The following is a 14849-nucleotide window of genomic DNA, read 5'->3' as shown; positions in this document are numbered from 1 at the left end:
GGGCCGAAACCCCGACTGACCGCCCGCTACGCCTCGAAATCGGGCAGGTCGTCGGGCGCTTCGAACTCCGCCTCCCAGTCGATGTACTCCTGTTTCAGCGTTTCACAGACGATCTGACCGAGCTCCGTGAGCCCCGCGTTGATCGCGGAGACGGTCCCCCACGAGTCGAGGTCGGGGTGGAGGTCTCGCTCCCTCCAGTCTTCGGGAAGCCCGGGGGCGTGGTAGCCGACGCGGTCTGCAAAGTCGTCCCAGAAGAAGTCGAACCGGGAGACTAACTCGAGGTCGAGCGCGATCTCCCAGTCCGCTTCGTCCATGTCGCTTCCGGCGGTCCACTCCGCGAACGCCTCCTTCCACGCGCCCTCGCGAAGGAACGTCTCCAGCTCGTCGCGGCGGTACTCCCCGCCGGCGACCTCCGCGTCCTCGTACTCGTTCGGGTCCACGGCGGCGAGTTCGGGCGGCTCCGGCGGGTCGACATCGAGGCTCATGCATTTCTCTCCGCGCCGGCGACCCAAAACGCTACGGGAGCGGTCCGTCCTCTCTCGGTCCTCCCTTGACATCCTCTCCGACCCGATCCGGTCCTTTTACCGCCGTCCTCCACCGAGTCGCAGACATGAATTTCCGCGACATCTCGCGTTGGGTGGGGATCGCCGCCGCCGTCGCCACCGTGCTCGCGCTCGGCGCCCCGTACGCGATTATCTCGGGGGAAGCGGCCGCGTCACACCTGGCCGACTACTACGCCTCCGGGGTCGTCGGTGCCGGCGGCGTCGCGCTGTTCGCGCTGCTCAGCGCGGTCGTCATCGCCTCCGTCGAGCGCGGGAACCTCGATCCGGGCGCCCTCGCCGGCGCCGCGGTCGTGCTCGGCGTCGCGACGAGCCTGAGCGCGGCGACGTGGGCGCTGGCGATCGAGCCGAGCCCGCTGTTCCGCGACAACCTCTGGCTGGTGTGGCACCCGCGCGCCGTCGTCGCCCTCTCCCTTCCGATACCGGTGGCCGCCGCGGCGTACGCCCGGCAGCTGTTGGCGTAGCGTCGCTCCCCGAGGCTCCCGAACTGGCCCAGGTGTCCGCCGAACGAAAGGCCCTTAAGGTGGAGTTGTCTACTTCAAAGTGGACTAGGTCGGGCGGTTAGGCCCCGCTCGTCACCCGTGAGGTAGTCTTTAGCGGGGACCGAACAGCGGGCGCGTCCGGTCTGACCGGCGCGGGCCCCGAGAGCCAACGTAGAAGCCTCGTCCGCCGGGGACAGCGGTCCGTGGCGCCCGCTCGCAGGAGCGGCCCGTCGCGGTTTATCGGTGACACTGGGTCAGGCGCGGAAGCGAGCAGCCCACCGCCGAACGCCCGTCGCTCGTCGGGTCGCGGGGTGGAGAAGGCAACCGGGATACCCCGCGCCGGAACGCCGGGCCACCTCGCCTGTCCGTCATTCATACCCGTTTTTATACCCGCTAGCGACTGTGCCGTCTAGACCGGTTTCGCCGGTCAGCCGTGTCGGTTTCGTCGATCACGCGACCGCAGCAAGCAGCCCGCCGTCACCGAAGTCGTCGCCAATGCGCACGATTCGGTCGCTGGCCGCCAGTACTGCCGTGTTCGGCCCGTTTTCGCCGGTCGCTTCAGGTCCATCGCTTCCCGCCTCCCCGACCGCGACCGTCACGTCGGCCTCGCGCGCGAGAGCGACCGCCTCACTCCGGCGTTCGGGAGGAATCGGGGCGAACGGGGGCGCCGTCACGATCGGCACGTCCGCGTCGACAGCGATCCCGGCGGTTGCGTCACCCTCGGGGACGACCCCGACGGAGACGGCGTGCCCCGCCGCGGTCAGTCGCGCGACGGCTCGCGCCGCCGGCCGACCGCTCCCGACGACGTGGATCCGGCGCGGATCGGCCGGTCCGGTCGAGTCGCCCGTGTCGTCCGCGCCGTCCCCATCGAACGCGGTGACCGTCGGCGAACCCGTCGCCGGGTTCTCGCCGACGAACGCCTCGGCGTCGAACGCGTCCCGGAGCGCGTCCGCCGTCAACACCGCCTCGGGCGGGCCGGCGGCCCGGATGCCGCCGTTCGCGAGGACGACGATCTCGTCGCAGTACCGCGCGGCCATGTCGAGGTCGTGGATCGCCGCGAGCGCGGCGCGTCCGTCGTCGACGAGGTCTCTGACGAGTTCGAGGGTTCGGACCGCGTGGTTCACGTCGAGGCTCGCGGTGGGCTCGTCGAGCAGCAGCGACGGTGTCTCTTGTGCCAGCGCTCGGGCCAGCAGGACCCGCTGGCGCTCGCCACCGGAGACCTCGGTGATCGCCCGGTCGGCAAAACGAGCGACGCCAGCGGCGTCCATGGCCTCGCGAACCGCGCGGTCGTCGTCGGGTCCGTGGCCGTCGAACCGCCCGAGGTGCGGTGTCCGGCCCATCTCGACGATCTGACGCACCCGGAAGTCGAACGCGAGGCTCGTCTCCTGCGGGACGCTGGCGACCCGCCGTCCCGCCTCGCGCGCCGACAGCGATTCCGCGGGGTCGCCGTCGAGCCGGACTTCGCCGGCGTCGGGTGAGAGCGTCCCCTTGATCGCTCGGAGGACGGTCGTCTTCCCCGCGCCGTTCGGGCCGACGAGCCCCACGAGCGACCCGCGTTCGACTCTGAGGTCGACCCCCGAGACGACCGGAACGTCACCGAAGGAGACCGACAGGTCGCTGACTTCGATCGGGTGTGTCTCGGGAGCGTCGGCTGCAGCGGACTCCGCATCATCGGCGACAGGGGACTCCGCGCCGCCGGTAACAGAGGACACCGAGCCGGTGACACCAGACGATTCAGCGGTCACAGCTCGTGCACCTCCCGAGTCACGAGCAGGTAGATGAAGAAGGGCGCCCCCACGGCGGCGGTGACGATTCCGACCGGGAGTTCCGTGCTTCCAGACCGCGCGAGCGTGTCGGCGGCGACGAGGAACGACCCGCCCGCGAGCGCGGCGCTCGGGAGCAGGACCCTGTGGTCGGGGCCGACGACCAGCCGGAGCATGTGCGGGACGATCAGCCCCACGAAGCCGATGATCCCGGCGAAAGCGACGCCCGCGGCCGTGATCAGCGCCGAGGCTCCGAGCAGGATCCGCTTCGTGCGCTCGACCGCGATCCCGAGCCCCCGGGCTTCCTCCTCGCCGAGCAACATGACGTTGAGGTCGCGGGCGTACACCAGCAGGACGCCGAAAAGCGGCGGCACCACGACCGCGGTGACGGCCACGTCGCTCCACGCGGCGCCGGAGAGGTGCCCCATCAGCCACGCGACGATCCGCCGGAGCGACTCGCCGGCCTGCAGCTGGAGGTACGAGATGACCGCCCCGAGGAAGGTCTGGACGGCGACGCCGGCGAGGAGCAGGGTCGCGACCGGGGTCCGGCCGTGCCGCGTCGCGATGGCGTACACGCCGAACGCGGCGACGAGCGCCCCGACGAACGCGAAGAGGCTCACGCCCGCGCCGTACGAGAGCGCCACGTCGACCGCGCCGACGACCGGGAGCGACAGGGTCGTCGACAGCGCGACGGGGAAGACGATGAACGCGACTGCACCGACCGCCGCGCCCGACGACACCCCGATGATCGACGGGTCCGCCATCGGGTTACGGAAAAACCCCTGCATCACCGTGCCGGCGGCCGCGAGCGCGAAGCCGACGAGCGCGGCCATGAGGATCCGCGGGAGCCGGACGCCGACGACGATCTGCTGGTGAACGCGGTCGACGGGGAACGCGAACGGCGACCGGTACGTGAGATCGACGCTCGGGAGCATGAGCGGGCCGACTCCCTGCGGAGCCGTCTCGACTCCGGCGGGGACGATAAGCGCGTTTAGCACCGCTTTCACCACTTCCGCGGGCGGGATTCGGACGGGGCCGATCGCGGCGCTTACGACCATTACGAGGGCTAGAGCGGCCGCTAGCGCAGTGGACCATCCCGCCGATCGTCCCCAGACACTCATTCGTTCTCCAACAAAACTTGTAGTAGGTAAATACTTATTGGACGAGGGTCGTCATCAACTCGATGCGAGACAGGTACGTTATCGCGATGGCCCTGCTCGTGACGGCCGCCCTGGTGGGCGGCGTCGCGGGCCCGGCCGCGGGCGCACAGCCAACGATAGAGACGTCAGCGGAGACAGCGCCGACCGCGCACGCGGTCGACGGTCCCGGGATCCAACAGACCGGCGACGACGGCGCCGACACCTGCGAGTTCCCCGTCGAGCTAACGGACGCGACGGGAACGACGATCACGCTCGACGAGCCGCCCGAGCGGATCACGACGACCAACCCGTCGGCCGCCCAGACTCTTTGGGAGATCGGCGCGCAGGACCGCGTCGTCGGCGTGACGCAGTACGCCGCGTACCTCGACGGTGCGGGCGAGAAGACGGACGTCTCGGCCGAAGGATTCGGCGTCAACGTCGAGCGCGTCGTCAACACGGATCCCGACCTGGTGCTCGCGCCGAACGCGTCCGCCGGACAGGTCGCGGACCTCCGCGAACAAGGCCTCACGGTGTACCACTTCCCCGCCGCGACATCGGTCCAGGACATCGCCGAGAAGACGGAGACGATCGGGCGGCTCGTCGGTGACTGTGAGGCCGCCGCCGAGACGAACGAGGAGATGAACCAGGCCGTCGCAGACGTCGAGAACCGTACCGCCGACTTCGACCGTCCCGCCGCGCTGTACCCGCTCGGCGACGGGTACGTCGCTGCGAACAACACCTTTATCAATGAGATCATGGAGATCGGCGGGACCGACAACGTCGCGGCCGCGGAGGGCGACGGCTACCCTCAGCTCTCGAACGAAGTCATCCTCCAGACCGACCCTGAACTGATCATCGTCACCGACCCAGAGGCGCCGATCCTCGAGGAGGAGCCGTACGCCAGTACGACCGCCGGGACCGAGGGCAACTACGTCGTCATGAACGTGAACTACCTCAACCAGCCGGCCCCGCGCAGCGTGATCGAGTCGACCGAGACGCTCGCGACCGCGGTGGAGACGCTGCAGACGGAAGACGACGGGACGGCGGGGAGTGAGGACGGTGCCGACGGCGAGGACAGCACTGACGACGGCGAGGACAGCACTGACGACGGCGAGGACAACACTGACGACAGTGAGGATAGCGCCACCGATGAAAGCGACAGCGACGACGGAACGAGCGATGGTGACGACAGTTCGGAGAGCCAAGTGCCAGGATTCGGTGTCGTCACGGCCCTGATCGCGGCGCTTGCGGCGGCCCTGATCGCACGGCGATAATCCGTCGGGTTTCGGTCGGTCCCGCTACTGGTTCGCCGAGCGCCCGTTGAGCGCGACCGGGATCGAACGCGCGGCCACGTCGCCCGCGAACGCCTCGCCGTCGGCTTCCAGTTGCTCGAAGGTGTCGTAGTGGACCGGAACGACGAGGTCGGGGTCCATCGCCTCGGCCAGTTCCGCGCTCGCGTGGCGGTCGGAGACGATCCCGCCGCCGCCGATGTTCGCGAGGAATATCGACACGTCCAGCTCCGCGAACCCGTCAAGCGCGTCGGAGTCACCGGGCCAGAACACGGTGCGGTCGCCGAACCCGAGCAGGAACCCGCAGCCGAGTCCCGGCGGATGCGCCACCGAGCCGTCCGGGCCGGCGTTCGGCCCCTCAGGGTCGTTGTACGCGGCGACTGACCAAACGGTGACCTCGCCGGCCGGGGTCGCCACGTCGACGCGGTCCTCATCGTCGACCCGAATCACCTCGTAGTCGCCGGCGAGCGACTCGATCGACTCCACGTCCCGATCGATCCCCGCTGGGTCGACCGCCTCGTAGATCACGAGCGTCGCGTCCTCGCGCGCCACCGACCGGATCCCCTCGGGGTCGTAGTGGTGGTCGTGAGTGACGACGATGAGGTCGCCGTCTCGGGCCCAGTAGTCGTCGAGGACGCCGTATCGCCCCGGATCCGTGTAGGCGACGGGGCCGCCTTCGGGCTCCAGTCGCGCCGTGGCGTAGCCGAGCCACTCCACGGTGAAGTCGTCGTATCGAACGGTCATACGCCGGGATCCGGATGCGGGCGTCTTGAGGGTGGCTATGTGGAGTCGATCGAGTCGAGTCGGAGCAGGGCCCACGCGTCGTCGGGAGCGGATTCGGCGGTATCGCCTTCGTCCCGATCGGGCCCGAACGCCGGGCCGAGGACGTGTTCCGGAACGACGGGCATCGGAATCGGCACGTAGCCCGCGGCCCGCATCGGTGCGAAGCCGCTGGCGCTCTCGACGACCGCGCCGTCGTCGCCGCGCCGCACCCGGAACCGCTTGTCGTCGGCGTGCCGGCTGTAGGCGTACGGGAACGCCTCGGCCGGGGGCTCTCGGAGGCTCTCGACCCCCGCGAGGACGGCCACGACCCGCCCGTCGGCCTCACAGACCAGTCGGGGCACGACCGGCCGGCCCGCCTCGTCGACGCCGCCGGCGTCGATGCCCGGCCCCGAGGGGACCGGCCCGGCCGGCGTGTCGATCTCGCGCCACGCGAACGTCGGCTCCCCGAGCCCGTCGAACCGGACGCAGGCGTACCCTCCGCCGGCGACGGGGATCCGATCCGGACCGACGTGGAACGTCCGACGACCGTCGCGCTCGGCGACGAGCAGCGGGGGATCGGCGAGCAGCGACCGCACCGTCTCGGCGGTCGCGTCATCGTCGACGACGAAACAGGCGCGACGGTCGCGGTCGAGCGCGTGGGCGAGCCGCGAGGCGATGACCGTCGCGGTCGCGTCGTCCGGCGTGAGCGGCTCGACCGCGAGCGGCGCCTCGTCCGCTCGACGGGTCGCCACCGCCGGCGGCTCGGCGCTCGTCTCCGGGCGCGTGACCCCGTATCCGTCGTCGCTGAGCCGGGTCGCGGCCGCGTCTGTCAGTCGCTGTCGCGCCGCGTCCCCGAGCGGGCCTAGCATGGTGATCGGTAGGGGCCGGACGGTCAAGCGGGTTTCGCGTGGGGGTTCGCCTCGGTCGGTGCGGTCCCGTCCGGCGGGCTCGACACCGCGCCGGGACTACGCCGCTTCCCCGTCGCCGGCGAGCCGTGCGACGCGCTCCAGCGAGTCGGCGTCGTTGACCGACTTGTCCTCGCGCACGCCGACGAACCGCGGGAACCGCAGCGCGTAGCCGGACGAGTAGGTCGGCGAGGTCTGGATCTCCTCGTACCCGACCTCGAGGACGACCTCGGGCCGGATCTCGATCTCGGTCCCGTCCTCGCTCACCACGTGAGGCTCCAGTCGCTCGGTAAGGTCGGAGAGCTCCTCGTCGGTGAGGCCTGTCGCGACCTTGCCGATGGCGGCAAAGCCGTCCTCTCCCCTCCGCACACCGAGTAAGAACGTCCCGAACAGCTCCGCGCGGCGCCCCTCTCCCCACTCCGCGCCGACCACGACGGCGTCGAGCGTCTCCACGTCGGGCTTGCGCTTGAGCCAGTCACGGCCGCGGTTCCCGGGCGTGTACGCCGCCTCGGGGTTTTTCAGCATCACGCCCTCGTGGCCCGCGTCGAGCGCGGCCGCCTCCGCCGCCTCGATTGCCGACGGGTCGTCCGCGAACTCGACGCTCGCGGCCGCGTCGGGCAGGACCGCGTCGAGTCGATCGTGACGGACGCAGAACGGCTCGTCGAGTAGGTCCTCGCCGTCCGCGTGGAGGCAGTCGAACGCGTGAAGCCGGAGTCCGACCTCCTCGCGCATCCGATCGACGTCGTGTTTTCGGCGGAAGCGCCGCAGCACCTCCTGGAACGGGAGCGGGTCGCCGTCGTCGTCGACCGCGACCACCTCGCCGTCGAGGATGACCGGGGCGGAGACCCGCCGCTCTACGTACTCGACGACCTCCGGGAGCGCGTCGGTCACGTCGTCCATGTTCCGCGAGTAGATCCGCGGGCCGAGTCCGGTGCCATCAGATTTGTCGTCGTCAGCACCGTTGCTGCCGGACTCGGGCACGTAGTGGATCTGCACGCGCGCCCCGTCGAACTTGGTCTCGACGGCGACCTCGCCGAACGCATCGACGGCGTCGGTCGTCGTCCCGGCCTGTGCGAGCATCGCCTGCACCGGCCGACCGACCTCCAGCCGCTCGGCGTGCAGGCCGGCGAGTCCCTCGTCGCGGGCGCGGACCGCGACGTGCCCGTAGTCGTTGGTCACCTGGAGCGCGCGCTGGACGGCCGCGACCGCCTGGTCGTCGGCACGGAGGACCGGATCGTCCTCGTCGTTTTCGGCCTCGGGGATGTCCTCGTCGCTCTCGCCTACGAGAAACGCCTCGGCGACCGCGTCGCGCACGGCCCCCTCACCGACGCCGAGCCGCATCTCGCCGAGCACGAGCCGGGCGAGCACCTTCGCCTCGGCGGGGTCACACCGGTTGAACAGCCCAAATAGGATATCGCGTTTACGGGACTCGCTGCCGTCGCCGGCGGCGGCCGCCAGCCCGCGTAGCTCCGCGTGGACCGCGGCGACGGTGAGCCGGTCGCGCCCCTCGCCGAAGGCGGCGAGCCCGCGTTGGCCGCCGAACTCGAAGCCGGCGGCGACCGCGCCGATCTCGCCTTCCTCGGCCAGTCGATCCTCCACGTCGGCGGCGGCCACGTTCGGGCCCGCGGCGCGAGCGATCGCCTCGCGACAGAGCGCCGGTCCCACGTCGAGCGTCCGGGTGTCGTGCGCCGGGAAGACGCGACCGAGCAGGAACCGGGTAACCGTCGCGAGGTCGTCCTCGTCGCCGTTTTCGTCTCTTTCCCCGGCGGCCGCGAGCAGGTCGGCGACGAGTCGGGTCGTTCCGATGTCGGCGGGCTCGGTCGCCAGCCGATCCGCGCGCTCGGCAAACGCTTCGAACTCCATGCGCGGAGTCGGCGATCGCTCGGCAAAAGCGCCCCGATACGGGCCGGTTCCGGGGCGGACGAACCGCGTGCCGACCGCTCCCATGCCGCCGATCGGGCGCAGACCTTTTTACCGGGCGGCGTCGTCGACCGTCTCATGAGCAACGAGTCCGCCCTCGCCGACGGGGTCCGGGAGGCGCTCGCAGTCGATCCCGAGGAGTTCGACGCCCGCGCCGAGGAGGAGGCGGAGATCGTCAAGCAGGCGCTCCGCGACGGTACCTTCGACAACCACCAGTCGATCGTCGGCTTCGAGTACGAGTTCTACGCGGTCGCCGACGGGCGGTGGAGCGAGGAGTCGCGGGCGGGCGAGTACGCCCTGATGCGGGTTCCCCGCCGCCTGCTGGAGCTGATTGGCTTCGAGAAGGAGCTCGGGCTCCACAACGCCGAGATGTCCACGAGCCCGCAGCCACTCTCTGACCACGGGCTCCGGGCGCAGCTCGAGGAGGTCCGGGCGCGGCTGGAAGCCGCAGAGAACACCGCCGGCGTCGAGGGGATGCGGCTCGTCTCCGACGCCCTCTGGACCATCCCGCCGACGGGCGAAACGGCCCGCGAGTACCTCACCGACAGCGTCGACGTCGACGGAGTCACCGTCGCCGTCAACATGAGCGACGCGGTCCGGTACCACGCGATGGCGAACGCGGGCGCGGACGAGAAGCGCGGGACCGTCCTCGAGGCGCCGGGGGTTTCGCTCGCGGCTGACACGGTGATGCCCGAGAGCCTCATCACCTCGGTCCAGCCGCACTATCAGGTCGGGCAGGCCGATACACTGCCGGAGCACTTCCGCTACGCGCTCCGAATCGCCGGTCCGCTGCTCGCGCTCGGCGTCAACTCTCCCTTCTTCCCACCGGAACTGTACGAGGAGGGATGGGACGGTGAGCGCGTCCTCGCGGAAGGCGCGACGGAGAATCGGATCCACGTGTTCGAATCGGTGCTCAACTCCCGTACCGAGGACGGCAAGGTCCGGTTCCCGCGCGAGTTTCACGACCTGGAAACCGCGATCGAACGGATCGTCAACGACGAGACGCTGATCCCGATGCCCGAACCCAACGGTTCCGACCGGTTCGACGACGCGTTTGCGACGTTCCGGATGAAACACGGCAGCTACTGGCGGTGGGTCCGTCCCGTCTTCGAAGGCGCGAGCCGGTCGAGCGCCAACGCGCGGATCGAGTTCCGCCCGATCGCGGCCCAACCCACCGTTCGCGACTCGATCGCGTTTCAGGTTGCGTTCGCCGGGCTGATGCAGTCGCTCCCCCAGCGTGAACATCCCGTTATCGGTCTCAACTGGGAGGCCGCTCGCGACAACTTCTACGCCGCGGTCGCCGACGGGCTCGACGCGGAGATTGAGTGGATCGGTCTCGACGGCGAGCGCACCACCGACACCGACGCCCTGTACGCCGATCTGCTCGATCACGCCGAGGCGGGCCTCCGAACGGCGGGCTGTCCCGACGAGGAGGCCGCCGCGTGGCTCGCCCCGCTCAGGTGGCGTGTGGCGAACCGGACGACGCCGGCGAGTTGGAAACGAGACCGCGTCCGCGAGCGCCTCGACGCCGGGGACGACTTCGAGACCGCGGTCCAGGACACCCAGCGCGAGTATATCGACCGACAGTCCGAGACGCTGATCGAGGGGGGATTCTCCGCGTGGACGAACGGCGAGTGAAGCGCGCGTCGACCGCGCGTCGACCGCGCGCCGGCCTCGCGTGGAACGCAACGAACGTCGATCCGGCTTATGAACCCGGTTTCGAAACCACAGTACACCGATCCTCTCGGTGCGTGCGGTCCGCGTGCCGTCACCCAACCTCGCTTACGTCGGGCGATTCTGCGACCGTCGCCCGAACGTCGGGGCGCCCTCAGGCGGGCCGTTTTTGCGATCGGCACAAGCGTTAAGTTCTCGACCGTGCTTCCATCAGTCGATGACAGACATCACGGAGGCTTCGTCGGACACCCCGGCGGATCGAGTTCTTCCAGGGCACGATAGCTTCTAACATCGATATCGGTCCTGTACGGATCTTCGACACGACGTTACGAGACGGTGAACAGTCACCACGTACGTCGTTCAGCTACGACGAGAAACGCCGCATAGCGGCGACGCTGGACGACATGAACACCCACGTCATCGAGGCGGGGTTCCCGGTGAACTCGGACGCGGAGTTCGAGGCCGTGAGCGACATCGCCGCCGCGACGGACACCACCGTCTGCGGGCTGGCGCGGGTCGTCGAGGGCGATATCGACGCCGCCATCGACTCCGGCGTCGAGATGGTCCACGTGTTCGTCTCCACCAGCGACGTACAGCTGGAGGATTCGATGCACGCGACCCGGCAAGAGGCGAAACAGCGCGCCATCGACGCCGTCGAGCAGGTGAAAGACGCCGGCGTCGAGTGCATGTTCTCGCCGATGGACGCCACCCGGACCGATCCGGACTACCTGATCGACATCGTCGAGGCGGTGTCGGACGCCGGCACCGACTGGATCAACATCCCCGACACCTGCGGCGTCGGGATGCCGAGCAGCTTCGGCCAGACGGTGAAGGCCGTCGTCGACGCCACCGACGCGCGCGTCGACGTCCACACCCACGACGACTTCGGGATGGCCGCCGCGAACGCCATCATGGGCTTCGAGAACGGCGCGCACCAGGCGCAGGTGTCGGTTAACGGGATCGGCGAGCGCGCCGGCAACGCCGCCTACGAGGAGGTCGTGATGGCCGTCGAGTCGGTGTACGGCGTCGACACCGGCATCGACACGACCCAGATAACCAAGCTGGCACGGATCGTCGAGGAGGCCTCGGACATCCCGGTTCCGGCGAACAAGCCCGTCACCGGGCGGAACGCGTTCGCTCACGAGTCGGGTATCCACGCCGCCGGCGTCATCGAGAACAGCGACACGTTCGAGACCGGCGTGATGACCCCCGAGATGGTCGGGGCCGAACGCGAGTTCGTTCTCGGGAAACACACCGGCACCCACAGCGTGCGCAAGCACTTAGTCGAGGCCGGCTTCGACCCGAGCGACAGCGAGGTCCGACGCATCACCAAGCGCGTCAAGGAGTACGGCTCCGGGAAGCGTCAGGTGACGGCCGGCGACGTCGAGCGGTTCGCCGAAGAGGCGGACCTCGACCGTGAGGAGGAGGTCAGGATCTGATGACCGTCTCCCTGGACGGGGGGCTCGCTGAGCGACCGCGTGGCGGTCGCACGGGCGGAGGCGATCGCTCGACACGATTCGCCTCTCGGAATCGGTCCGTTGATTCTCCTCCCCGACAGGGATTTATACCCCGACTACCTTGGTGGATCCGAGATGCGACGCTCCCACACGACCTCGATGACCGACGACGTCGCCGGAGCCGTCGCGCCGATCATCGTAGGGGTATAATCCCCTACACTACCCTTTCCTCACCGACGCCACGCATCGACGAACGCCGACGGGCGAGTCGTTTCTCGCCCGGCGATCCGGCGTTCGGACCGACCGAGTCTCACACCCGCGAGATGCACCACCGAACACCACCACGACAATGAGCGACACAGCAGCACAGCCACGAGAGGACGAGACGGAGGACGCAGACGAATCCGCCCAGACAGACACCGGCGATCCGGTCGACGGCGACGGTCCCGCCGCGGGCCCGGTGTCGACCGGGGCCGAGTCGGTCGTCGCCGCGCTGGAGGCCGCCGGCGCCGAGACCGCGTTCGGCGTGCAGGGCGGCGCGATCATGCCCGTTTACGACGCGCTGTACGGCTCCTCGATCCGTCACGTAACGATGGCCCACGAGCAGGGCGCGGCCCACGCCGCCGACGCCTACGGCGTCGTGGCCGGCGAACCCGGACTTTGTCTGGCGACTTCGGGACCGGGCGCGACCAACCTCGTCACCGGGATCGCCGACGCCGACATGGACTCCGACGCGATGTTAGCGTTGACGGGACAGGTTCCCACCGACTTCGTCGGCAACGATGCGTTCCAGGAGACCGACACAATCGGCGTCACCCGCCCGATCACGAAGCACAACTACTTCGCGCACGGCGCGGACACCGTCGGCGACACCGTCGGTGAGGCGTTCGAGCTGTCCCGCGCTGGCCGTCCCGGGCCGACCCTCGTCGACCTGCCGAAGGACGTGACGCAGGACGAGACCGACAAGACGCCCGAGCCGGCGACGCCGCCGGCCGGCACCGATCCCGACCCGAACGCGGACGCCGACGCGGTCGAGGAGGCCGCCCGCGCCATCGAGGCGGCCGAACGACCCGTCTGTCTGTTCGGCGGCGGCGTCATCAAGGCCGACGCGAGCGACGGCGCGCGCACCTTCGCACGGACGTGCGGTATCCCGGTGACGACGACGATGCCCGGCATCGGCTCCTTCCCCGAGGACGACGAGCTCTGCCTCTCGTGGGCGGGGATGCACGGCACCGGCTACGCCAACATGGCGATCACCCACACCGACTGCCTGATCGCGGTCGGCACCCGATTCGACGACCGGCTGACGGGTGGCATCGACACGTTCGCGCCGGAGGCCGAGGTCGTCCACGTCGACATCGACCCGGCCGAGATTTCGAAGAACGTCCACGCCGACTACCCGCTGATCGGCGACGCCGAGCGCGTCCTCGACCAGCTGACCGCGGCGGTCCGCGAGGCGCCCGACGCCGAGGCGTGGCGTGAGCGCTGCGCCGAGTGGAAGGAGACGTACCCGCTCACATACGCGACGCCCGAAGACGAGCCGCTGAAGCCGCAGTTCGTCGTCGAGGCGTTCGACGAGGCGACCGACGACGACACCATCGTGACGACCGGCGTCGGGCAACACCAGATGTGGGCCTCCCAGTTCTGGACGTACACGGAGCCCCGAACGTGGGTCTCCTCGCACGGGCTGGGGACGATGGGCTACGGCGTGCCCGCTGCGGTCGGCGCGCGCGTCGCCGCCGACAACATGGGCGAGCCCGACCGCGACGTGGTGTGTTTCGACGGCGACGGCTCCTTCCTGATGACGATGCAGGAGCTCTCGGTGGCGGTTCGCGAGGACCTCGACATCACGATCGCGGTGCTGAACAACGAGTACATCGGGATGGTGCGGCAGTGGCAGGACGCCTTCTACGAGGGCCGTCACATGGCCTCCGACTACACGTGGATGCCCGAGTTCGACAAGCTCGCCGAGGCGTTCGGCGCCCTCGGACTCCGCGTCGACGACTACGACGAGGTCGCGCCCGCGGTCGAGGAGGCGCTCGAGTACGACGGGCCGGCGGTGATCGACTTCCACGTCGACCCCGAGGAGAACGTCCTGCCGATGGTGCCGAGCGGCGGTGCGAACGGCAAGTTCGCGGCCGTGGAGGACCAGCTATGAGCGGTAACTCGCCCGACTCTCGACCCGCGACCGACGGCGGCTCCGCCTCGGACGCCGGCTCCGGCGCCGACGCCACCCCCGCCGCCGACCAACCCGGTCCCGAGGAGCGCGACCATCCCGAGGGGCGCCGAAACCTCGAAGGGATCCGTATCGACCCCGTCGTCGAGGCGGAACACGAGTCCCGCCGCGCCGTCATCTCGGCGCTGGTGGAGGACGAGCCGGGCGTGCTCGCGCGCGTCTCCGGGCTCGTTTCCCGCCGCCAGTTCAACATCGAGAGCCTCACCGTCGGCCCGACGACCGTCGACGGCCACTCGCGGATCACCATGGTCGTCGAGGAGACGGACCCCGGCGTCGACCAGATCGAAAAGCAGATGGCGAAGCTGAAGCCGGTCATCTCAGTCGGCGAGGTCTCCGGCGACGCCGTCACCTCGGAGCTCGTCCTCTTAAAAGTGCAGGCGGACGACCCCGCGGCGGTCCACGCGGTCTCCGAGATGTACGACGGCCGGACGGTCGACGCCGGCCCGGAGACGATCACCGTCGAGCTCACCGGCGACAACGCCGGCATCGACAACGCGATCGGCGCCTTCGAGCGGTTCGGAATCATCGAGATCGCCCGCACTGGGCCGACCGCCCTCGCGCGCGGTAACACCCCGACGGCGCCCGGAGAGAAACCCGGAACGGCCGGCGAACCGACGACGCACGACGACTGACACGCGAACTCACACGCGAACCTACACGAT

Annotated in this window: 12 protein-coding genes and 1 other RNA gene; 7 read left to right on the top strand and 6 right to left on the bottom strand. The window is 69.8% G+C overall.

Annotated elements, in window-relative coordinates; genetic code table 11:
* Window positions 1-26: 26 nt before the first annotated feature.
* Window positions 27-485: a DUF7992 family protein gene (locus ACNS88_RS03510; RefSeq protein WP_435093954.1), complete on the bottom strand. Its 459-nt coding sequence runs from the start codon at window positions 483-485 to the stop codon at window positions 27-29.
* A gap of 125 nt (window positions 486-610) precedes the next feature.
* Between ACNS88_RS03510 and ACNS88_RS03505 the strand changes: the two genes are divergently transcribed.
* Window positions 611-1024, top strand: a complete 414-nt coding sequence (locus ACNS88_RS03505) for a DUF7548 family protein (RefSeq protein ID WP_435093952.1) — start codon at window positions 611-613, stop codon at window positions 1022-1024.
* Window positions 1025-1101: 77 nt separating this feature from the next.
* Window positions 1102-1413: signal recognition particle sRNA (gene ffs, locus ACNS88_RS03500), an RNA gene on the top strand.
* Between the two features lie 78 nt (window positions 1414-1491).
* On the opposite strand, the gene ACNS88_RS03495 is transcribed toward ffs, so the two are convergent.
* Together ACNS88_RS03495 and btuC are read right to left on the bottom strand one after the other, a co-directional pair.
* Window positions 1492-2754, bottom strand: a complete 1263-nt coding sequence (locus tag ACNS88_RS03495) for an ATP-binding cassette domain-containing protein (protein WP_435094441.1) — start codon at window positions 2752-2754, stop codon at window positions 1492-1494.
* A gap of 29 nt (window positions 2755-2783) precedes the next feature.
* Window positions 2784-3926 carry a vitamin B12 ABC transporter permease BtuC gene (gene btuC / locus ACNS88_RS03490; protein WP_435093950.1) on the bottom strand — a complete coding sequence of 381 codons (1143 nt, stop codon included), beginning with the start codon at window positions 3924-3926 and terminating at the stop codon, window positions 2784-2786.
* Window positions 3927-3988: 62 nt separating this feature from the next.
* Between btuC and ACNS88_RS03485 the strand changes: the two genes are divergently transcribed.
* Window positions 3989-5218, top strand: coding sequence for a PGF-CTERM-anchored ABC transporter substrate-binding protein (locus ACNS88_RS03485; protein WP_435093948.1), 1230 nt, complete (start codon window positions 3989-3991; stop codon window positions 5216-5218).
* Between the two features lie 24 nt (window positions 5219-5242).
* Here ACNS88_RS03485 and ACNS88_RS03480 read toward each other — a convergent pair whose 3' ends face one another.
* The 3 genes from ACNS88_RS03480 to ligA form a co-directional block, all read right to left on the bottom strand.
* Window positions 5243-5977, bottom strand: coding sequence for an MBL fold metallo-hydrolase (locus ACNS88_RS03480; RefSeq protein WP_435093946.1), 735 nt, complete (start codon window positions 5975-5977; stop codon window positions 5243-5245).
* A gap of 35 nt (window positions 5978-6012) precedes the next feature.
* The gene (locus ACNS88_RS03475; protein ID WP_435093944.1) at window positions 6013-6864 is read right to left on the bottom strand and encodes a hypothetical protein; all 852 of its coding nucleotides are present in this window, start codon (window positions 6862-6864) and stop codon (window positions 6013-6015) included.
* 96 nt (window positions 6865-6960) lie between these two features.
* A complete protein-coding gene (ligA, locus tag ACNS88_RS03470; RefSeq protein ID WP_435093942.1) occupies window positions 6961-8763 on the bottom strand; it encodes an ATP-dependent DNA ligase LigA in 1803 nt (600 codons plus the stop codon).
* A gap of 135 nt (window positions 8764-8898) precedes the next feature.
* On the opposite strand from ligA, the gene ACNS88_RS03465 reads away from it, so the two are divergent.
* From ACNS88_RS03465 to ilvN, 4 genes are all read left to right on the top strand, one after another.
* Complete coding sequence (locus ACNS88_RS03465) at window positions 8899-10458, top strand: glutamate-cysteine ligase family protein (RefSeq protein WP_435093940.1); 1560 nt, start codon at window positions 8899-8901, stop codon at window positions 10456-10458.
* A gap of 293 nt (window positions 10459-10751) precedes the next feature.
* A complete protein-coding gene (locus ACNS88_RS03460) occupies window positions 10752-11933 on the top strand; it encodes a LeuA family protein (RefSeq protein ID WP_435094440.1) in 1182 nt (393 codons plus the stop codon).
* Between the two features lie 367 nt (window positions 11934-12300).
* Window positions 12301-14109, top strand: coding sequence for a biosynthetic-type acetolactate synthase large subunit (gene ilvB, locus ACNS88_RS03455; protein ID WP_435093938.1), 1809 nt, complete (start codon window positions 12301-12303; stop codon window positions 14107-14109).
* Complete coding sequence (gene ilvN / locus ACNS88_RS03450) at window positions 14106-14819, top strand: acetolactate synthase small subunit (RefSeq protein ID WP_435093936.1); 714 nt, start codon at window positions 14106-14108, stop codon at window positions 14817-14819. Before ilvB ends, ilvN begins: the two co-directional genes overlap by 4 nt.
* Window positions 14820-14849 lie beyond the last annotated feature (30 nt).

The sequence above is a fragment of the Halorubrum shenae genome (assembly GCF_051194165.1).
GTDB lineage: Archaea > Halobacteriota > Halobacteria > Halobacteriales > Haloferacaceae > Halorubrum.
This window is presented reverse-complemented; position numbering and strand designations above follow the sequence as displayed.

Coding starts and splice junctions, on each gene's coding strand:
- ACNS88_RS03510 (WP_435093954.1), bottom strand. CDS start 485: ATGAGCCTCGATGTCGACCCGCCGGAGCCGCCCGAACTCGCCGCCGTG.
- ACNS88_RS03505 (WP_435093952.1), top strand. CDS start 611: ATGAATTTCCGCGACATCTCGCGTTGGGTGGGGATCGCCGCCGCCGTC.
- btuC (WP_435093950.1), bottom strand. CDS start 3,926: ATGAGTGTCTGGGGACGATCGGCGGGATGGTCCACTGCGCTAGCGGCC.
- ACNS88_RS03485 (WP_435093948.1), top strand. CDS start 3,989: ATGCGAGACAGGTACGTTATCGCGATGGCCCTGCTCGTGACGGCCGCC.
- ACNS88_RS03480 (WP_435093946.1), bottom strand. CDS start 5,977: ATGACCGTTCGATACGACGACTTCACCGTGGAGTGGCTCGGCTACGCC.
- ACNS88_RS03475 (WP_435093944.1), bottom strand. CDS start 6,864: ATGCTAGGCCCGCTCGGGGACGCGGCGCGACAGCGACTGACAGACGCG.
- ligA (WP_435093942.1), bottom strand. CDS start 8,763: ATGGAGTTCGAAGCGTTTGCCGAGCGCGCGGATCGGCTGGCGACCGAG.
- ACNS88_RS03465 (WP_435093940.1), top strand. CDS start 8,899: ATGAGCAACGAGTCCGCCCTCGCCGACGGGGTCCGGGAGGCGCTCGCA.
- ilvB (WP_435093938.1), top strand. CDS start 12,301: ATGAGCGACACAGCAGCACAGCCACGAGAGGACGAGACGGAGGACGCA.
- ilvN (WP_435093936.1), top strand. CDS start 14,106: ATGAGCGGTAACTCGCCCGACTCTCGACCCGCGACCGACGGCGGCTCC.